Raw genomic sequence first — 18395 nt, 5'->3', positions numbered from 1 at the left:
ACTGTATCCGCTAAGGGAGCGTGGCCTCCTCGACCGGCGCCCCGGCGGCCGCGAGCCAGGCTTCGGCGAGCAGCCGGTGCCCCAGTGGGCTGGGGTGGACGCCGTCCGGGGCCAGTGTCGCCGCCCCGTGCTCGGCCGCCGCGCGCGGCATGAACAGGTCCGCGCGCACCAGCCGCGCGCCGAACTCGGTCGCCACGTCGATCGCCGCTTCGACGCGGGGCGCCAGATCACCGAGCCACTCCTGCTGTTCCGGCTCCACCGGCAGCAGGAACGGCGTGATCACGTACAACTCGGCCGGGAGGTGCTCCCGCGCACCGGCCAGCAGCCGGGAGTAGGCGGCCCGGAACTTCCCGATCGGGCTGGACAGGCCGCGATCGAAGGTCCGCCAGGTGTCGTTGATGCCGATCTTCACCGTCAGCACCGTGGGCCGCGCGGCGAGGACGTCGGTGGCCCACCGGGCTTCGAGGTCGTAGATCCGGTTGCCGTTGATCCCCCGGTTGACGACTTCCGGACCGTCGCCGAGGAGGTCCGCGATCTGCCGGACGTAGCCCTTGCCCAGCGACGCGGGGTCGGTGCGGTCACGGCTGGAGTCGGTGATGGAGTCGCCGGCGAACAGCAGCCTGTCGGCTTCGGTGAACCTCACGCGCCCGCCTCGATCAGCTTCCGCAGCGAGTCGGCTTCGCCGGGGAGCAGGTCCGGATCGTTACCAGGGACGAACTCCAGCAACGCGTCGAGCGGCCGCCCGGCCTTCGCGAGGAGGGTGAACACCCGCGTCCACAGTTCCGTCCGGAAGGTCAGCGGATGCCGCTCGTTGCTGGGCCACCACGAGAAGACGTGCACAGCGCGCACCTGGTCGAGCACCAGTTCCAGGCCTGCCAGCGCCTGCTCGTCCGGCAGGTCCTGCGGCGGCTGCCAGTAGGTGCCGAGATTGTCGCGGCCGACCTCTTCGAGCAGCCGGACGGTCGATTCCGCGGTATCGGTCAGCGTCCCGCCGTGGAACTCCAGCGCGACCTCCAGACCGTGTTCGTTCGCGACGTCGGCGGCCTCGCGGAGACCGGCGACGACCTGCTCGCGTTCGTCGGGGTCGACGTCCGCGGAGCCCGCTTTGCCCGCCCACACCCGGATCCGCGAGGCACCGAGCCGGACCGCGGTGGCGGCGATCTCGCCGAACTTCCCGGCCTCGACCGGGGTGGCGCGGAAATAGGAACCGTAGGAGTCGCACGTCAGCCCGTGCCGGGCCATGGCCTCGAACGCGCGCTCGGCCGCCCAGTCGTCACCGGGGCGCACATGGACGTCGGCGCCCCACTCGATCACCTGCAGGCCCGCCTTCTCGGCGCGGCGGGCGACCTCGTCGGCGTCCAGCCGCCGCAGCGTCACCGAACACAGTCCCGGGCGGATCATTTTCCCTCCAACGGTCGGGTACTTTCGCGCAGCACGACCTCTCCGGTGATCGGCTTGACCCGGGGAGCGGCCGCGCGGGCGTCGAGGATGAAGTCGAGGGCCTGTTCGCCCATGCGCTCGATCGGCACGCGCACAGTCGACAGCGAAGGCCTGATGTCCCGCAACGTGATGATGTCGTCGAACCCGGCGATCGCGATCTGCGCGGGGACCTGCAGCCCGTGGTCGCGGCAGGCGGCCATCGCGCCGACGGCCATCACGTCGTTGACCGCGAAAACACAGCCGCGGAAGCCGCTCTCGATCGCCCGCACCATCGCCGCGTAGCCGCCGTCGCGGGTGAATTCCGCGCGCAGCACGTGGTTCTCGGGCAGCGGGAGCCCGTGCCGGGCGAGTCCGTCACGGAAGCCGAGGACGCGATCCCTCGACGTGAGCAGGCCGGGCGGCCCGGCGAGGACGAGGAAGTCGCGATGCCCGAGCGCGGCGAGGTTCTCCGCCAGATCCGCCGCTCCGGCCCGGTTCTCCAGCATGACGGTGTCGAAGGGGAGTTTCCGCTGGCCGATCACCACGACCTGACCGTGGGCGGCCTCGAACGCCTTGAGTTCCTTGGTCAGATTCCGTTGCAGGGCATTGTCTTCGTTCCGCGACCCGGCGAGGATGACCGCTCGCGCCCGTTGCCCGCGCAACGTCGTGACGTACTCGAGTTCCTTCTCCGGATGGTTCTCGGTGCTCGCGATGGTCACCGTCAGCCCGTGCCGCGCCGCCACGCGCATCACGCCCGACGCGATCGAGGAGAAGTACGGGTCCACGATGTCGTGCACCAGCAGTCCGACGACGTTGCCGCGGCCGCGGGCCATCGCCTGCGCGGGCACGTTCGCCGTGTACTGCAGCCGTTCCGCGGCCCGCAGCACCGATTCGCGCAGGGTCACGCTGACCTGTCTGGTCCCGCCGTTGAGCGCCCTCGACGCCGTCGCGAGCGACACTCCGGCCTCGCGGGCGACGTCGGCCAGGGTGGCCGAACCCGCGGCGCGCTGCGCCATGGTTCCTCCTCGGTGGTGCGGTGGGCTCACGCCGGCGGGGGCTGCCGCCGGCGTGAGCCCGGCTTTCACTACGGAGCGCCGGGGCCGACGTCCGCGGTGGTGAGCGGCCGGTTGGCGATGGCGGCCGTCGAATACTCGTCGGCGCCGACGTCACGCAGGCTGCCGCGGGCCTGACCGTCGAGGTCCAGGGTGACCGGTGCGGTCGACAGGGTCGCCGCGTCGATCGCCGGGCTGCCCGCGGCGAGCCGCGAGACCCCGTCGGTGCCCTGCACGAGCTTCGGGTCGACCCGGCGGAAGGTGCCCGCCGGGATGTTGCCGTTCCCGCCCGCACCCCAGAGGATGTTGCCGGACCAGGTGAAGTTGCCCGTGGTGCTCATCGCGACCAGGTCGCCGTTGCCGCCGACGAGGATGTTGTCGGAGATCGTGCAGTCGCGCGGTTCGATCGTCCGTTTGGTCTCACCGGCGAGCGTGCCGCCGTTGTTCAGCAGCGTGTTGTGCGCGATGAGTACGCGGTCCGCCGCGTCGTTGCCGCGCCGTGATTCCTTGGATTCGCCAGGGAAGTGGTCCCGGACGGAGCCGCTGCCGACGACCAGCGCGGTGCCGGACACCCCGGCGACGTAGTTGTTGACGATCTTGTGGTCGTTGCCGTAGATCCGGATGCCCTCCTTGCCGCCGATGATGAAGTTGGATTCGACGACGGACTTGTTCCCGTGGCGCAGCACGATGCCGCCGAGGCTGTTCCGGATGGTGTTGTTGCGGATGAAGTTGCCCGACGACTTGACCGAGATCGCCTCCGGGTCGCCGTTCGCGCGTTCGAAGAGGTTGAACTCGATCTTGGCGCCGGCGGTGGTCAGCGCGCGCGGGCTGACGCCGAGCCGGATCGGCTCGCCACCGTTGTCGCCGGGGAAGGTGTGGTCGGAGAAGTAGTTCCGGAAGACCTCGACGTCCGCCGCCATCTTGTCCTCGTCCGCACCCTCGATGCAGAGCATGACGCCGAGCGTCGTCTTGTGGTGGAAGTGGTTGCGGTCGATCTTGCTGTTGTCGGCGCGCACCATCACCCAGTGCAGGTCGGGGAGGTCGGCGAACTGGAGATCGTTGCGGGTCAGCCGGATCCGCGAGCAGTTCGCCGGGATCTCCAGCGTGGTGCTCTGGCGGAACTTGAACCCGCTGATCGTGACGCCGGTGGAGTCGTCGAAGACGAAGCTCTGCTCGCCGTTCAGTGTCACGCCGCCACGGGACTGCGCGACGATGGTGATCGGCTGGTCCTTCGTGCCGCGCCTGCCCTTGATGCTGATCGGCTTGCCCGTCGGCACGGTGTAGGTGCCGTTGTTCACGGTGATGACGGCACCGGGACCGGCCTGGTTGATCGCGTTCTGCAGTTCGGTCAGCGAACTGACGTTCTGGGCGCACAGCCTCTTCGGTTTGGCCGACGCCGTGCCCGCGGTGACCCAGGGGACGGTGACCAGCGCGGCGCCGAGGGTGGCGCCGCTGAGGAACCTTCTGCGATCCATGATGCCTCCGTGCTCAATCGGTGGGGAGGGTTGCGGCGGCGGGGCTTTCGGTGCTGAGGAACAGCTCGATCACCGGGACCGGGGTGTCCGGTTTCCGGATGGGGAGCTTGAGGGTGAGCGTGCCTTCCGGCTGCCCGCCCATCTGGGTGTTCTGCGCGGTCTGCCCGGGATCCGTGTGCACCTGCCGGATTTCCGAGGCGTCGTCGAGCAGCTGGGCGTAGCGCACCCGCCCGGCGAGACCGGGAAGGTGGACGTGGTTCATCGGCCAGCTGAAGAGATGCAGGTACAGCCGGTCGCCGCGCTGGGTGTAACGGCCGTCGGCGGGCGCGGTGAACTCCGAGGGGCCGCAACCGCGGATCGAACGTTCGTGCCGGTCCATCCAGCGGCCGATCTCGGCGAGCACCTCGAGCGCCCGCGGGTCGATCTCGCCCCGGCCGTTCGGCCCGACGTTGAGCAGCAGGTTGCCGTCCTTGGACACGCCGTCGACCAGCATCCGGATCAGCAGTTCCGGGCTCTTGTAATCGAGGTTGTCGCGGTCGTAACCCCAGCTGCCGTTCAGCGTCTGGCACGCCTCCCACACCACCGGGACGCCGTCGCGGGTCATCGGGCCGGACGGCTGATACTGCTCCGGGGTGATGAAGTCGCCGGGGATCCCGGTGCGGTCGTTGACCAGGATCCCGGGCTGGAGTTCGCGGACCAGCGCGAGCAGGCCGGGGGAGTCCCAGTCGTCCGGCCCCTTGCCGCCCCACCATTCCTTACGGCCCTTGTAGGAGAAGTCGAAGAACAGGTAGTCGATCGTGCCGAAGCGGGTGAGCAGTTCGCGCACCTGACCGTGGAGATAGAGCTGGTACTCGGCGATGTCGGCGTACTGGTGCGCCGCGATGTACTCCGCGTCGTCACGGCGGGGATGGGTGCCGTCGACAGGGAAAGCCGGGTGGTGCCAGTCGATCAGCGAGTGGTAGAAGCCGACCTTCAGACCCTCTTCGCGGCAGGCGTCGACGAACGGTCCGAGCAGATCCTTGCCGTACGGCGTGTTCGTCACCTTGAAATCGGTGAGGTCGCTGTCCCACAGGCAGAAACCGTCGTGGTGCTTGGTGGTCAGCACGACGTAGGTCATCCCCGCGGCCTTCGCGGCGCGGGCCCAGGAACGCGGGTCGTACTTGTCCGGCTCGAAGTGGTCGAAGTACACCCGGTACTGCTCGTCGGTCAGCTTTTCGCGGTTCTGCACCCATTCGTGCCGGGCGGCGAGGGAATACAGTCCCCAGTGGACGAACATCCCGAACCGGTCGTGGGTGAACCAGGCGGTGGAACTCACTGCAGGATCGCTCCTTGCTTTCTTTGGTGACTCAGCCCTTGAGCGCGCCCGAGGCGAGGCCGCGGACGAACGAACGCTGGAAGAACAGGAACGCGGCGACCGACGGGAGCAGCGCCAGCAGCGACGCGGCCATGATCACACCGGGCGTGACGTCCGTGTCGATCCGCAGGGTCCGCAGGGCCAGCGGCAGGGTGTAGGTCGAAGCGTCGGTCGACACCAGCAACGGCAGCAGGTACTGGTCCCAGATCATCGTGAAGCCGAAGACGCCGATCACGCCGAGCGCGGGCTTGCACATCGGGAGGATGATCTGCGCGAAGATCCGCAGGTCGCCGGCCCCGTCGATCCGTGCGGCCTCTTCGAGTTCGCGCGGGACGTCCTTCATGAACTCGGTCATCACCAGGATCGAGAAGGCCCAAGCGCCCAGCGGCACGATCATCCCGGCGAGGCTGCCGATCAGGTTCAGATGCACCACCGGCAGATCCGACAGGATCAGCGAAAGCGGGATCGCGAGGATCTCCTCCGGGAGCATCAGCGTCGCCAGGATCGCGACCAGCACGAAGGTCATGAACCGGAACTTCTTGCGCGCCAGCGCGTATCCGGCCAGCACCGAGACGACGACCTGCAGCAGCAGGCCGAAGCCGACCACCAGGAACGAGTTGAGGAGGTACATCCCCACGCCGAGGTCGAAGGCGATGCCGAAGTTGTCCAGGGTCGGGCTGGACGGGACGACGCTCAGCGCCGTCGGGTCGGAGACGTTGTTGAACGCGCTGACCAGCAGTGCCAGCAGCGGTCCGGCGAACACCAGGAGCAGCAGGGCGTACAGGACGAACTTCAGGATCCGTCCGCCCGGCGATTTGACGGCGTCGAGGCCGAGTGCGGAATCGTTGGCCGCGGTCATGCGTCTCGCCTCCGTCGGAGCACCTGGACGAACAAGGTCAGCACGAGCGTCGCGAGGAACAGCAGGACCGCGCCCGCCGCGCCGACGCCCAGCCGGTTCTGTTCCAGGCCGAGTTTGTAGATCAGGGTCATCGCCACTTCCGTCGAGCCGTTCGGCCCGCCGTTGGTCAGCAGGAACACCTCGGTGAACACCCGCAGGCCGCGGATCGCCGCGAGGACGAACAGGATCGAGAACACCGACCGCAGGCCCGGCAGCGTCACGTGGAGGATCTTGCGCCAGCGCGAGGCACCGTCCACAGTGGCCGCTTCGTAGAGCCCACGGTCGATGCCCGCCAGACCGGCGAGGAAGATCATCATGTCGTACGGGGCACCGCGCCAGATCCCGGTGATGATGACCGAGATCATCGAGCTGCCGGGATCGTTGATGAAGCCGGACGGGCCCAGCCCGACCAGGCCGAGGATGGAGTTCAGCATCCCGTCCTCGGTCGGGTGGTACATGATCCGCCAGAGTTCGGCGACCACCGCGATCGGCACGACCACCGGCAGGAACGCCGCCGACCGCAGGAACTTCAGCCGCTTGCTCTGGCCCTCCATCAGCAGGGCGAGCGCGAGGCCGATGATCATCGATCCCGCGGTCTGCCCGACCGCGATCACGACGGTGTGCCAGATCGCGGAGTGGAACGCCTCGTCACCGAGGACGGTGCTGTAGTTCTGTCCGCCGACCCACGTGTTGCCCAGATACGGCTGGACGTCCTGGAAGGACATCGTCACCGCGGTGAACATCGGGATGAACTTGAAGTACACGAACAGGATCAGGGCGGGCGCCAAGAACAGCCACGGCGTCCACCACTTCCCGTCGCGGTCGCTGCGCCTGCGGGCCTTCGGCGCGGGCGTCCGCTCGACGGCGGGACGGTCCGCGCCGACGACCGCCGGCTTGGCGTGATCTACGGTCATGACGCGCTGATCCCCTGTTGCTGCAACGTCGCGGTGAGCTTGGTGTCGAGTTTGGACAGTTCCGCCTTGAGGTCGAGCTTGCAGTCGGCGACGAGCGCGCTGATCGTGTCGGCGGTGTCCTGGCGGACCGGCGTCCAGTTCGGGATGGACGGCGTGTAGTGGCCGGACTTGGCGTAGATCTCGGCGTAGGTCTTCCAGCGCGGGTCGGGGCGGACCTGGGCGATGTCGACGTTCTTGTTCACCGGGAGCTGCACGATGAAGGCGGTCTCGCCCTCCATGCCGATCTTCTGGCCTTCGGCGGAGATCGCGAAGTCGCCGAAGGCGTCCTGCCCGGCCTGGTTCGGCGAACCGGCCATCAGGTAGATCGACGCGCCCTCGGCGAGGACGTCGGCGTTCTTGGCACCCTTCGGCATCGGGACGACCTCGTACTTGTCCTTGCCGAGCGCCTTGTCGAACCGCGGCAGCAGGTACGGACCGACGACGTACATGCCGGCCTTGCCCGCTTCGAAGGTCTCGTTGGTCGCCGGGGTCGGCATGGTGACCGAACCGGGCTGGATGACGTTCTCCTTGCAGCCGAGGTCGCGGAACCACTGCACCGCGGCCACGGATTCGGGCGTGCTCATCGCGGGCTTGTACTTGCCGCCCCCGGTCTCCGAAATGAAGTCGCCGCCGGCGGCCCAGAGGAAGTTCGAGAAGTACCAGGAGGCGTAACCCCGCTTGGTCGACAGCGTCGCGTTCAGGCCCGCGGTGTCGGCCTTGCCGTTGCCGTCGGGGTCGCCGGTGGTGAAGGCCTTGGCGAGGTCCGCCAGCTCGGCCCAGCTCTGCGGGACGCCCTTGCCGAGCTTCTCCCGCCAGTCCTTGCGGATCAGCAGCGCCGATGCCTGCGCGCTGAAGGGCAGGCTGTACAGCTTGCCGTCCGCGGTCTGACTCGACTTCAGCGCCCGCTCGGTGAGCTCCGAGGCGTGCTTGATCTTGCCCTGCTCGACCTCGCGGAGAAGACCCTGGGTCTTCATCGTGCCCAGCTGTGTGAGGTCGTTCATCACGATGTCCGGCAGGTCGCGCTGGGCGGCGCGCTGGGCCAGCTTCGTCTCGAAGTCGTCGAAGATCGCGGTGACCTGCACCTTGAACCCGGTGGCCTTCTCGAAGGCTTCGGCGAGCCGCTTGGTGGCCTGCTCACCGGCGCCGCCGGGGGTCGTCCGGGTCCACAGTTCCAACGGCGCCTTGGTGTCCTGCGCGACGTTCGTTCCGGCGGGGCCTGCCGAGCAGCCCGAAAGGACCAGCGCTGAGACAGTGAGTCCCACGCCGATCCACCGCGATTTCCGCATCGCTTCTCCTGTTCACTGTGGACCACGCTGTCTACCTCGGAGGGGACGGTAAGCGCTTTCCCGGTCTCCGGTCAATGGTCCGATCATTACGAATTTCAATCTCCCGTGTTTGCCTCTGTGCGGGACTCGCCGTGCGTGGACCGGCTCAGGCATCCGATGTATGGTCGCCGCCGGAGGTAGGAATGACCGAGCTGCAACACCGGCCGACGGCCCTTCTCGTGATGGAGGAGCGCCGCCGCGACGACGTTTACCCCGAGGCGGTGCTGAAGGAGATCGGCACGCTGGCGGACCTGCGTGAGCCGCTCACCCGTGAGCGACTGGCGGAGGACCCGGCGGCGCTGGAAGGCGTCGAAATCCTGCTGTCCGGCTGGGGTGCCCCGGTGCTGGACTCCGTCCTCTTGGGACACGCGCGGGACCTGCGGGCCGTGCTCGTCGCCGCCGGCTCGGTGCGGCCGCTGACCACGCCCGAATTCTGGGCGCGCGAACTGCCGATCGTGTCGGCCGCGGCCGCGAACGCCGTCCCGGTCGCCGAGTTCACCCTCGCCCAGGTCCTCTTAGGACTCAAGCAGGTGCACCGGATCTCCCGGGAGATCCGGGAGCGGCGGGCCTATCCGCCGGACCCCAGGGTCGCCGGCGCTTACCGGTCGCGCGTCGGCCTGCTCGGCCTCGGCGAGATCGGTGCTCTCGTCGCGTCGCATTTGCGCGGTTTCGACGTCGAGGTGCTCGCGAGCGACCCCGTCGTCGACCCGGCGACGGCGGAAAGTCTCGGCGTGCGGTTGGTTGGCCTGGACGAACTGTTCGCCACGTGTCCCGTGGTCAGCCTGCACGCGCCACTGCTCCCGGAGACCGAAGGGCTGGTCGACGGGACGCTGGTGGCCAGGATGGGCATCGGCGCGACCTTGATCAACACCGCTCGCGGCGCCGTCGTCGACGAGCCGTCGGTGGTCCCAGTGCTGCGCGAACGCCCCGATCTCACGGCGATCCTCGACGTCACCTGGCCCGAACCGCCCGAACCGGACTCGCCGCTGTACACGCTGCCGAACGTGGTGCTCACCCCGCACCTGGCGGGCGCGCTGGGCGCCGAACGCGCTCGTATGGGTGAGCTGGTGGCGGCGGAGCTTCGGCGGTTCGTGCTCGGGGAGCCGCTGGAGCATGCTGTCGCGCCGGATCGGGCTCACTTGCGGGCTTGATGCTCGCGGACCGGTGTGCCCGTGGTCCTGCCGCACGCCTTGGGTGCTTGGGGCGTGGGTGATCTGCTGGGGGAGCGGGTGGATCTGGTCGGCCATTCGCTGGGGTGGCCGGGTCGTCGTGCTGCTCGCCCAGCGACTGCGGTGGCTGGTCGACCCGATCATGGCTGAACTGCGGAGGCCCGACCCCGGCTGGCGGGTCCGGCTCGCCGCGACGCCCCTGTTGGTCGGCGGCGGGCCGTCCAGTCATGTCACTCGGGGAGTCGCTGGAGCGGATGCGCGGACTGATCCTGGGCTGCCGCCTGGTGACGATCGAGGACGCGGGGCATCGTGTGGCCGGAGGAGTTCGCGGCGGTGGCGGGGAGTTGCTCGGGCCGGCGTAATCTGAGTGTCCTGACTTGGGGGAGGACCGGTGGCCGTGTTCACCTGTGCGGGGTGTGCCGCTGACCTGACCGTGCCGGTTTCCCGGGTCGCTCTCCCTGTGCATGCTCATAGCCGTTTTGAACACGTCCTGCTTCCGCCGCTCATGCGGGCGGGAACTCATGCCGTCGATCCCGAGCCGTTCGGTCCGCCTTGGCGGCCCTGGGACGAGGCAGAGGGTGAAGCCCGTGGACTGTTCGCTCCTCTCGGCTCGCTTTCGTACGGGCCCTCCGGAACGATCGTGGTCGCGCCGGGTGACACCCGGGGAACCGTGCTGATCCCGGAGCGATGCGACGGCGACTGCTACGGAGTGGACGGTCGCGACGGCTCCAATCTCGCCTGCGCCCGGTGTGGCCTGGAGGTGGGGACCCGGATCGACGACTGCTCGCTCTGGCAGGCAGTGCGGCTCCTCCCGGATGCCGTGCGGCGCGAGGAAACTTCCGGGACTCTCGACGAGACCGTCGAAGGTGTGCCGCCGGTCGGGCCCGAGGGAGCGTGGAGTCTGTATTGGGAGGCGGCGATCGCCGAGGCGCTGGCGCATCTGCTCGCGGTTTCCGGCGGGAGGGCGATCGCCCTCGAGGACGGCCTTGTCGCCGAGGTGTTCCGCCCCGCGCTCGCCTTGCTTCCGCACGGACCACCGCGCCGGAACTTGGCGCTCGCGGGCCCCGGATTGCCGGAAACCGACGACATCGCGCTCGTGCCGCGGGATCCGGTGACCGGACGGTCGTGGCCGCACCCCGGCGCGGCCGACGTGGTGCCGGTCGCCGCCGAGGTGTGGACGTGGCTGGCTTTCGGCCACGACCCGGTGACGGCCCCGGTCTCCGGCGCGATGCCGACGGGTGTCCTGCGCGACGATCCGTTGCCGAAGCGCCCGCGCGACCTTTTCCGCCCCGCGCCGGACGTATTCCTACATACCTTGGCGCGGCTCCCGGCCGTTCGGCAGCCGTGGTTGCGGGCGATCTACGACCGGGTGAGCGCCGCCCCGTGGGACGGTCTCGCGGAGCTGGCCGTATAACGACCTATACCACCTGCCGGTGGTCTTACCGGTATTCGGCGACAAGCCGGTGGAGGTGGTCGCCGAATACCGGCGACGGTTCGGGTGCCGGGAACAGTTTCGGTAACGCCCACGGTCTGCTGCCGCGAAACGGCGACGATCTGAGTGACCCCACCTCGTTGCCGCGAAACGGCGACGGCTCGCGGATGGCGGTGAGATCGGGCGGCCATGCGGCATGGTGACGGATGGCCTGTCGCCGGGAATCGGCGACGCTAAGGTCGGTTCGCAACGCCTACGGCCCGTTGCCGCGAAACGGCGACGGATGGCGGCGGGATCGGTCGGCGACGCGACATGGTCTCTGGTGCCCAGTTGCCGTGAAACGGCGACGCCGATCGGCGGGTGTGAGACCCTCCGCGGCAACGTCCACGGCCCGTCGCCACAAAACGGCAACAGACCGCGACCACCAGCGGAAAAGTCACCAGTTCCGCACCACAGGCGCATACCCCTCCGGCTTGTCCCCGACCTTCACCCCCGGCGAGATCACCCAGTTCTGGTACTCCGGTGTGAACATCCGGTACACCGACTCCGGCGGCACGGCGCTCGCCTCGTCGAGGAGCGCGCGCAGGTCCGGCGGCAGTTCGAAGTCCAGCGCGGCCATGCTCTTGCCCAGCTGGTCCGCGCTGCTCGCCCCGACGATCGCGGCCGCGACGCCCGGCTGGGTCGCGACCCAGTTGATCGCGACCTGCGCCATCGTGACGCCGAGTTCGGTCGCGACCTTCTCCAATGGCTTCAGCAGCGCCCAGTCGCGGTCGGTCCACGACTTCCCGGGGTTGCCCGGATCGCTCAGCCTGCCCTCACCGGACGGCGTCTCGCCGGTCTGGCGGTACTTGCCGGTGAGAAACCCGCCCGCCAGCGGGCTCCACGCGGTGATGCCGAGCCCGAGTTGCCGTCCCATCGGCACGTGTTCGGTCTCGATCGTCCGTTCCACGAGCGAGTAGGGCAGCTGGAGATTGACGGCCGGGGTGAGCGCATTCGCCTCGGCGAAGCTCTGCGCCCGTGCGGCGTACCAGGCGGGTACGTCGGAGAGTCCGGCGTAGCGGATCTTTCCCGCGCGCACCAGGTCGTCGAACGTGCGCATCACCTCTTCCGCCGGGGTCACGCGGTCCCAGGTGTGCAGCAGGAAGAGGTCGACGTGGTCGGTGCCCAGCCGTCGCAGTGACCCTTCCAGCGCCCGGATCAGATGTTTGCGCCCGTTGCCGCCCGCGTTCGGATCGCCGGGGTCGACGCTGTTGGTGTACTTGGTGGTGAGCACGACCCGGTCGCGCACCTTCGCCTCGGCGACGAGGCGGCCGAGGATGGTCTCGCTTTCGCCCGCGGTGTAGAAGTCCGCGGTGTCGATGAAGTTCCCGCCCGCCTCCAGGTACCTGCGGAAGATCGGGCGGACCTCGTCCTCGGATTTCCCGTACGCGGCGTGGAAACCGCCGGTACCGAAGTTCATCGTGCCGAGCGCGATCCGGCTGACGCGCAGGCCGGAGTGGCCGAGCAGGTAGTACTGATCCAGTGTCATGGACGTGCCTTTCAGTGGTGTCCGGCGTTGGCGGGAACGACGAAGTTCACCGTCTTCTGGTCGAGGATCTTGTGCGTCGGGTCGGCGAGACCGATCCACACCTTGTGCGGTCCCGCGGGCAGCGACTGGATGATCAGCGGTTCCCCGCTGCCGTCCGCCCAGTGCCAAGCCGCGTCGTCGACGGTCACGTGGATGTGGCCGATCCGGGGTGAGACGTCCAGGGCGGCCGGGCCGTACACCGGGACGATCCGGAGGTTTTCCGCCCGGTACCGCAACACGACCAGGCCCATCGCGAGCTGCTCGGGCAGCGGCTCGTCCACGATCAGCGACGGCGGCGGCTGGGACGGCAGGGGCACCACGGGAGCGGGCGTCCAGCCGGCGGCGGACGCGGCGGCAGGGGGAGCGGGCGCCGGCGGAGCGGGCGGGGGAGCACTACAGGCGGCGGTGAGCAGAACGGCGGCGAGAGCGGCTTTCCCAAATGCGGGCATGAATGCACGCTAGGACCGCGGAAGGGGCCGCGGCGCCCGTCGGACGACGTCATCGGTGTACGTCACCATGACACTTTCCGGTGATCACCCCCGTGAACCGGCGGGATCCGGGGAACCCGGGGGCATCGACGGAAAGGGAGTGCACGATGAAGACTCGAATCGCCGCAGTGGCGGCCGCGGTCACGTTCTTGGGCGCCGTCACGGCCTCGCCCGCCATGGCGGACCCGGTGCCCGGCAGCCCGAACCAGTTCTACGCGTCCTGCGCGGTCGATCTGCTGGGTGTACCGGTGGGGTGCCTCGAGACCGACGAAGAGCACGCGACGCACATCTGTCAGTACGTGCTCACGGCCTTCGGGCTGGGCCTCGACTGCATCCAGCGCTGAATCCGGTCACGTACCGAGCCAGCCGGGGTTGGCCGCCGCCCACTCGGGAAGCCGATGCCGGATCACGGCCGACTCGGTGATGGAGTGCGTCAGTCCACTTCGGACAGTGGGGACGTCGACGGGCGAACCATCGTGCCACAACAGGAGATGACGCGTCCGAAGCGGCACGCCCCGCAGCGCCACCAGAGTGCCCGGGATCGTGGAACCGGAATCGAGGGAGCGGGCGGGTGCCACCGCGCGGGGTTCGTGCCGGACGGTCCGGCGCAACGCCTTCGGGTCCAGCTTCCGTACGGTGATCGCGCCGAGTCCGGCGCGGGCGCACTGGTCGGTCAGGTGGTCGTGGAACTCGTCGTCCTCGCCCGCCGGCAGCAGCCAGATCGAGCCGTCGAGCTCGGCGAGGGACACCTCGCCGAGTCCGGCGGCGGGATGGTCCGGTGACACGACGACGAAGACCGGCTCCGTGCCGACGGGAAGCAGGTGGACGCCCTCGGGCGGGACGATCTCCTGTCCCGGATGGTCCACGTACAGCGCCAATTCCACGGTGCCGTCAAGCAGCGCCGGGAACAACGCCGCCCGGCTCGTCACCGCCACTTGCTCGACCGGACGGCCGGGGGCCGCCGCGGTGACCACGCCGCTCAGCGGTTCGGCGAAGATGGTCGGAAACGCGCCGATCCGGAGCAGTCCCTCGGAGGGCGCGCCGCGAAATCGGCGGATCGCGCGTTCGAGGTCGTCCGCCGCGACCAGTACCCGGCGCGCGTGGTCGAGCAGCACCTCGCCCAGCTCGGTGGGCCGCACGCCGTGCCGGTCGCGTTCGAACACCGTCCGTTCGAGTGCCCGCTCGACCCGGTGGAGCTGCGCGCTCAACGCGGGCTGGGAGAGCCCGAGCGCGGTCGCGGCGTTCGCGATGCTGCCCGCCGACGCGATCGCGTCGAGCAGGCGCAGATGCCGGACGTCGACTTCCGCCGGCCAGGTGTGGCCGTCCCCGGGACCGATGAGGGGGCTGATCACAGGTCGTCCTCGTTGATGAGCGTGCGGAGTTTGTGCAGGGCGCGGTGCTGGGCGACCCGGACCAGGCCGGGGCTCACCCGCAGGACCGCGCCCGCCTCGGGCGCCGTCATGCCGACCGTGATCCGCAGCCGCAGGATCTCCTGCTGGATATCGGGCAGGCTGCTCATCAGCCGTGTCAACCGGTCGTGACCGTCGGCCGCGAGGGCCTGCCACTCGGGTTCGTTGGGTTCGGGCGTCGCGTGGTCGGGCGGATCGGGCGTGGGCTCCGACCGGTCCCGGGCTCGCCTCCGGAAGGCAGCGGCGACCTTCCGGGCGGCGATCCCCAGGACGGCGGTGAGGAAGGAACCGCCGGTGGCGCGCGCGGCGGGCAGTGCGGTGAGCACGGCGAGACAGGTCTCCTGCGCGACGTCGTCCGCGTCCGTTCCGTCCATCCGGCTCCGGCAGTAGTCCGCGACCACCGGCTGGACGATGTTCATCAGCTCGTTCGTCGCCGCGGGGTCGCCGCCGCGGGCGCGCGGGACGAGGGATTCGAGATCCGCCGTCAGCGCGCCGTCGTCAGGGGGAGGAGCCGCCCCCGGCGAGGTGAGGTCGCCGGGGGCGGTCCAGGTCAGGCGAGTTCCCAAAGCGCGGGCACGTTCGGCGGTTCCCAGCCGGGCATGGAGGTGTGCGGCTGGATGACCCGGTAGTTGCTGCCGCCGTAGCTGGCGGTCGCGCCGGAGCCGTAGTACGTGTACGGCGCCCAGGTGCCGCCCGGCGGGTTCGACGTCGTCGGACTGGTCGGGGTGGTGGGCGTGGTCGGCGTCGTGGTGGTGCTGGACGGCGGGTTGCCGCTGACCGTCAGACGCAGGTTGTAGACGCTCAGGATCTCCGAGACCGGCTGGAAGTAGATGGTGCCGCCGGAGGTGCAGTTGCCGGAGCCACCGGAGGTGACGCCCTGCGCCTGGTCGCCGGTGAGCCACGAACCGCCGGAGTCGCCGGGCTCGGCGCAGGCGTTGGTCCGGGTCAGGCCGGTGATGGTGCCCTCGGGGTAGGTGACCGAGGTGTTCTTCTGCAGGATCGTGCCGCAGCGCCAGCCGGTGGTGGAGCCGGAGCGGCACACCGACGAATTGACCGGGGCCTCGGTCGAACCGGCGACCGGCACGGTGCCGGGGTAGCGGTTCACCAGCGGGCGCGGGGTGTTGCCGGCGTCGGCGCGGACCCAGGCGTAGTCGTTGCCGGGGAAGCTGGAACCGGCGACGGACCCGCTGGGGTTCGAGGTGCGGGTGCCGGTCCGGCCGCAGTGCCCGGCGGTCACGAAGCCGCCGTCGACGGCGAAACCGATGGAGCAGCGGCCCGAGCCGAAGGTGTAGGCGTTGCCTCCGATGATGTCGATCAGCGCGCGCGGCTGTTCGGTGCTGGCCTCGACGCGGACCAGGTCGGACGGCACGCCGGACTCGGCCGCCCACGACTTCGCGGCGCCTTCGCCACCGGCGTTGGCGAGTACGACGATCGAGTTGGTGGTGACGTCGGTGAACCAGCCCGGCACGGTCTTCGGCGCCTTGGCGGACTTGGCGTCGAGCCGCAGCTTCGCCGCGTCGAGATCGGCGGCGCTGCGGGCGACGGTCTTCGGGATGGCGCCCGCGGCACGCACCAGGTCGCCCACGGCGGCGTCGGTGACCGCCACGGTCAGCGTGGTCCCGCTGCCGTCGAGCCACGACCCGGCATACGACGTGCCGAGCTGCTTCTTCAGCGTGTTGTCGGCGACCGCGGCGCGCTGTTCGCTCGCCATCCGGAGTTTGGCCTGCTCCGGGGTGAGCTTCAGGTCGCGGGCCATCGCGGCCAGCATTTCGGACTGGACCTGGTCACCGGCGGTGGCCTGCTGACCGGCGCTCGCGTTGGGGGTGAGGGCGATGGCGGTGACCAGGCCGGCCCCGGTTATCGCCGCGGCTGTGGCGGCTAAGATCTTTCTGTTCATTTCGACGCTTTCCTCGAAACGGGCGGGGGAGGGGGATTCGTCCCCGACCGTACGAGGCGGATCACGCAACTGGTACATACCATTTGGGTCATATCGCCCGGCTGGAACGTGGGGTGATATGGCGGTGGTCCGTGCGGATCCGGCAGGCGTTTTCGTTGCGGTGCAACGGTTCAGTCGCTGTCGGGAGAAAGGTGGCGCCGGCTCGCGATCCGGTGTCCATTGTCGTCAATACCGTACTTTTGAGGGGTCTGGCAAAGAGAACGCCGGAAGTTCTCACACTGTGGGGAAGTGCCCGTCGTGCCGGAGGGGGCGACGGCACGACGGGCACTGGTGTGCGTGGCCTCAGTGGCCGGCGCAGCGATAGCTCGTGGCCACCGCGGGATCACCGTGGCCGCGGTATCGCGACACCTGCGGATACGGGCAGAGATCGCGGGTGACGGTCTTGTCGCCGTTCGCCGCGGGCAGGGTCGACGGTGCCTTGCCGCGTTCGACCCAGTCGACGAGCGCGCCCAGCGCGTTCGTCGGCGCGGCGCCCGCGCCGCCGGAGCAGTGCGCGACACCCGGCGCGAGGAACAGCCGGTAGAAGTCGTTCACCCGCTTCGGGCCGCCCATCTCGCGCTCGACCTCGCGGCGGTACTGCAGCGTGCCGCCCGGCGGGATCAGCTGATCGTCGGAGCCGACGAAGGTGATCAGCTTGCCACCGGCCCGGCGGAACGCCGACAGATCGGGGTCCGAGGTCCCGATGACGTCGTCGTACTCCCGCACCGACTGTCGGAACAGGTCGGCGAACTGGCGATAGGTGATCTTCTCGGTGTCGAATCCGGGCTGCTTCTTCAAGAACGTCTGAACCCAGCCCACGGCCACCGGGAAACCGGGCGCGTTGGTCACCGGGCCGAAGTCCGCGCCCTTGGGGAGACCCGCCCAGAGCCGTCGTCCGTGCTCGTCGGCCGGCCCGGCCCAGATCTTGCGGACGACTTCGGCGTCCGCCGCGGTGACGGTGACCTCCTTGCCACCGCAGAGCACCTTCGTGCCGATCAGCGATCGAGGGTCGTAACCGCATTCGTCGGGCCGGTCCACGATGCCGTTGGTGACCCCGTCCCGGCCGTCGCAGGCCTTGATCGCCGCCTGCTGGAAGGCGGTGAAGACGCAGGTCGCCGGGAAGGTCTTCTCCTGGTTCATCACGACCCGCGGCCACAGGGTCGCGACCGCGAACTCCGCCCAGTGCACGGCGGGAGCGTTCGCCAGTACGCCGTCGAAGTCTCCCGGGTACCGCTGCGCTTCCGAGTATCCCTGACGGCCACCGGTCGAGCAGCCGTTCCAGTACGAGTAGCCGACTTCCCGCTGGTAGAACTTCTGTGTCACGTCCTTGCCGACGAGGGCGGCTTCGTGCACGGAACGGGTCGCGAAGTTCGTCACCAGGGTCTTGTCGATCTCGCCATGGGGAGTGAGCGCCCACGAGGTGTCGAGGAAGGTCAGGGGGACACCGGCGTCGGTCGTCACGCCGCTGTAGCCGTCCTTGACGGCCTGGACCAGCGGGGCACCGAAGTCACCGGCGGTGTAGGCGCTGCCGCCGACCGCCTGGAGCCTGCCGGTCCACCCGGTCCGGGGCAGCGCGACGGCCACCTTGACGTGGTCGCCCGCCGTGCCGTGGGTCAGCGTGACGGTGATTTCGCAGTACGCGGGCACGTCCGTGATCGCGGCGGGGGCCGAGAACGGGGTGGGCGGGAACGTGACGGTCCCGCCGGGTTTCGGCTCGGCCCGGACGGATTCGATCTGCGCGCCTTCGGGCGCCGAGACGGGGACCGCCGCGCACGACGTCGCCGCCTGGGCCGGCGCCGTCTGCGTGACCGAGGTCAGCACCAGCGGCAGCAGGGCGGCCAGCGGTGCCGCCGCGAGGAACAACTTCTTACGTCTGATCACTTCGCCGAAGCTAGGCCGATCGTGTCGACACGCCGTC

At 69.5% G+C, this 18395-nt stretch carries 18 protein-coding genes; 4 read left to right on the top strand and 14 right to left on the bottom strand.

The annotated features are described in order from the left end of the window. Positions 1-10: 10 nt before the first annotated feature. The 8 genes from NQK81_RS05090 to NQK81_RS05055 form a co-directional block, all read right to left on the bottom strand. Complete coding sequence (locus NQK81_RS05090) at positions 11-643, bottom strand: SGNH/GDSL hydrolase family protein (protein WP_257487254.1); 633 nt, start codon at positions 641-643, stop codon at positions 11-13. Continuing rightward, positions 640-1401: a sugar phosphate isomerase/epimerase family protein gene (locus NQK81_RS05085; protein ID WP_257487253.1), complete on the bottom strand. Its 762-nt coding sequence runs from the start codon at positions 1399-1401 to the stop codon at positions 640-642. Before NQK81_RS05085 ends, NQK81_RS05090 begins: the two co-directional genes overlap by 4 nt. After that, positions 1398-2435 (bottom strand): LacI family DNA-binding transcriptional regulator, encoded by a 1038-nt coding sequence (locus NQK81_RS05080; RefSeq protein WP_257487252.1) that lies wholly within the window; start codon positions 2433-2435, stop codon positions 1398-1400. Before NQK81_RS05080 ends, NQK81_RS05085 begins: the two co-directional genes overlap by 4 nt. Positions 2436-2503: 68 nt before the next feature. After that, on the bottom strand, positions 2504-3946 hold the full coding sequence (locus NQK81_RS05075; RefSeq protein ID WP_257487251.1) for a polysaccharide lyase 6 family protein: 1443 nt from the start codon (positions 3944-3946) through the stop codon (positions 2504-2506). A 13-nt stretch (positions 3947-3959) separates the two neighbouring features. After that, positions 3960-5261 carry an alpha-L-fucosidase gene (locus NQK81_RS05070; RefSeq protein WP_257487250.1) on the bottom strand — a complete coding sequence of 434 codons (1302 nt, stop codon included), beginning with the start codon at positions 5259-5261 and terminating at the stop codon, positions 3960-3962. Positions 5262-5292: 31 nt separating this feature from the next. Next, entirely contained in the window at positions 5293-6159 is an 867-nt protein-coding gene (locus NQK81_RS05065) for a carbohydrate ABC transporter permease (RefSeq protein ID WP_126737756.1), read from the bottom strand. Continuing rightward, complete coding sequence (locus tag NQK81_RS05060; protein ID WP_257487249.1) at positions 6156-7112, bottom strand: carbohydrate ABC transporter permease; 957 nt, start codon at positions 7110-7112, stop codon at positions 6156-6158. The genes NQK81_RS05065 and NQK81_RS05060 overlap by 4 nt, the downstream gene beginning before the upstream one ends. Then, the gene (locus tag NQK81_RS05055; protein ID WP_257487248.1) at positions 7109-8437 is read right to left on the bottom strand and encodes a sugar ABC transporter substrate-binding protein; all 1329 of its coding nucleotides are present in this window, start codon (positions 8435-8437) and stop codon (positions 7109-7111) included. The genes NQK81_RS05060 and NQK81_RS05055 overlap by 4 nt, the downstream gene beginning before the upstream one ends. A 182-nt stretch (positions 8438-8619) precedes the next feature. On the opposite strand from NQK81_RS05055, the gene NQK81_RS05050 reads away from it, so the two are divergent. The 3 genes from NQK81_RS05050 to NQK81_RS05040 all read left to right on the top strand — a co-directional run bounded on the left by NQK81_RS05050 (position 8620) and on the right by NQK81_RS05040 (position 11059). Next, positions 8620-9627: a hydroxyacid dehydrogenase gene (locus tag NQK81_RS05050; protein WP_257487247.1), complete on the top strand. Its 1008-nt coding sequence runs from the start codon at positions 8620-8622 to the stop codon at positions 9625-9627. Positions 9628-9872: 245 nt separating this feature from the next. Continuing rightward, entirely contained in the window at positions 9873-10007 is a 135-nt protein-coding gene (locus tag NQK81_RS05045) for a hypothetical protein (RefSeq protein WP_257487246.1), read from the top strand. 278 nt (positions 10008-10285) lie between these two features. After that, complete coding sequence (locus tag NQK81_RS05040; RefSeq protein ID WP_257487245.1) at positions 10286-11059, top strand: hypothetical protein; 774 nt, start codon at positions 10286-10288, stop codon at positions 11057-11059. Between the two features lie 454 nt (positions 11060-11513). On the opposite strand, the gene NQK81_RS05035 is transcribed toward NQK81_RS05040, so the two are convergent. Both NQK81_RS05035 and NQK81_RS05030 read right to left on the bottom strand, forming a co-directional pair. Continuing rightward, positions 11514-12605: an aldo/keto reductase gene (locus tag NQK81_RS05035; RefSeq protein WP_257487244.1), complete on the bottom strand. Its 1092-nt coding sequence runs from the start codon at positions 12603-12605 to the stop codon at positions 11514-11516. A gap of 11 nt (positions 12606-12616) precedes the next feature. Next, positions 12617-13093: a DUF6130 family protein gene (locus NQK81_RS05030; RefSeq protein WP_257487243.1), complete on the bottom strand. Its 477-nt coding sequence runs from the start codon at positions 13091-13093 to the stop codon at positions 12617-12619. A 146-nt stretch (positions 13094-13239) separates the two neighbouring features. Between NQK81_RS05030 and NQK81_RS05025 the strand changes: the two genes are divergently transcribed. Further along, the gene (locus NQK81_RS05025) at positions 13240-13476 is read left to right on the top strand and encodes a hypothetical protein (protein ID WP_126732254.1); all 237 of its coding nucleotides are present in this window, start codon (positions 13240-13242) and stop codon (positions 13474-13476) included. A 6-nt stretch (positions 13477-13482) separates the two neighbouring features. Here NQK81_RS05025 and NQK81_RS05020 read toward each other — a convergent pair whose 3' ends face one another. The 4 genes from NQK81_RS05020 to NQK81_RS05005 all read right to left on the bottom strand — a co-directional run bounded on the left by NQK81_RS05020 (position 13483) and on the right by NQK81_RS05005 (position 18355). Then, positions 13483-14484, bottom strand: coding sequence for a LysR family transcriptional regulator (locus tag NQK81_RS05020; RefSeq protein ID WP_257487242.1), 1002 nt, complete (start codon positions 14482-14484; stop codon positions 13483-13485). Beyond that, complete coding sequence (locus tag NQK81_RS05015; protein ID WP_257487241.1) at positions 14481-15107, bottom strand: sigma-70 family RNA polymerase sigma factor; 627 nt, start codon at positions 15105-15107, stop codon at positions 14481-14483. Before NQK81_RS05015 ends, NQK81_RS05020 begins: the two co-directional genes overlap by 4 nt. Further along, complete coding sequence (locus NQK81_RS05010; RefSeq protein WP_126732252.1) at positions 15092-16438, bottom strand: alpha-lytic protease prodomain-containing protein; 1347 nt, start codon at positions 16436-16438, stop codon at positions 15092-15094. The genes NQK81_RS05015 and NQK81_RS05010 overlap by 16 nt, the downstream gene beginning before the upstream one ends. Before the next feature lie 342 nt (positions 16439-16780). Then, positions 16781-18355, bottom strand: coding sequence for a tannase/feruloyl esterase family alpha/beta hydrolase (locus tag NQK81_RS05005; protein WP_257489696.1), 1575 nt, complete (start codon positions 18353-18355; stop codon positions 16781-16783). Between the last annotated feature and the right edge of the window lie 40 nt (positions 18356-18395).

The sequence above is a fragment of the Amycolatopsis roodepoortensis genome (assembly GCF_024628825.1).
Classification (GTDB): Bacteria; Actinomycetota; Actinomycetes; order Mycobacteriales; family Pseudonocardiaceae; genus Amycolatopsis; species Amycolatopsis roodepoortensis.
This window is presented reverse-complemented; position numbering and strand designations above follow the sequence as displayed.

Bases quoted from the DNA above. Each gene is read 5' to 3' on its own strand.
- NQK81_RS05060 (WP_257487249.1), bottom strand. From the start codon at position 7,112: ATGACCGTAGATCACGCCAAGCCGGCGGTCGTCGGCGCGGACCGTCCC.
- NQK81_RS05080 (WP_257487252.1), bottom strand. From the start codon at position 2,435: ATGGCGCAGCGCGCCGCGGGTTCGGCCACCCTGGCCGACGTCGCCCGC.
- NQK81_RS05045 (WP_257487246.1), top strand. From the start codon at position 9,873: ATGTCACTCGGGGAGTCGCTGGAGCGGATGCGCGGACTGATCCTGGGC.
- NQK81_RS05055 (WP_257487248.1), bottom strand. From the start codon at position 8,437: ATGCGGAAATCGCGGTGGATCGGCGTGGGACTCACTGTCTCAGCGCTG.
- NQK81_RS05050 (WP_257487247.1), top strand. From the start codon at position 8,620: ATGACCGAGCTGCAACACCGGCCGACGGCCCTTCTCGTGATGGAGGAG.
- NQK81_RS05030 (WP_257487243.1), bottom strand. From the start codon at position 13,093: ATGCCCGCATTTGGGAAAGCCGCTCTCGCCGCCGTTCTGCTCACCGCC.
- NQK81_RS05075 (WP_257487251.1), bottom strand. From the start codon at position 3,946: ATGGATCGCAGAAGGTTCCTCAGCGGCGCCACCCTCGGCGCCGCGCTG.
- NQK81_RS05085 (WP_257487253.1), bottom strand. From the start codon at position 1,401: ATGATCCGCCCGGGACTGTGTTCGGTGACGCTGCGGCGGCTGGACGCC.
- NQK81_RS05010 (WP_126732252.1), bottom strand. From the start codon at position 16,438: ATGAACAGAAAGATCTTAGCCGCCACAGCCGCGGCGATAACCGGGGCC.
- NQK81_RS05065 (WP_126737756.1), bottom strand. From the start codon at position 6,159: ATGACCGCGGCCAACGATTCCGCACTCGGCCTCGACGCCGTCAAATCG.
- NQK81_RS05035 (WP_257487244.1), bottom strand. From the start codon at position 12,605: ATGACACTGGATCAGTACTACCTGCTCGGCCACTCCGGCCTGCGCGTC.
- NQK81_RS05025 (WP_126732254.1), top strand. From the start codon at position 13,240: ATGAAGACTCGAATCGCCGCAGTGGCGGCCGCGGTCACGTTCTTGGGC.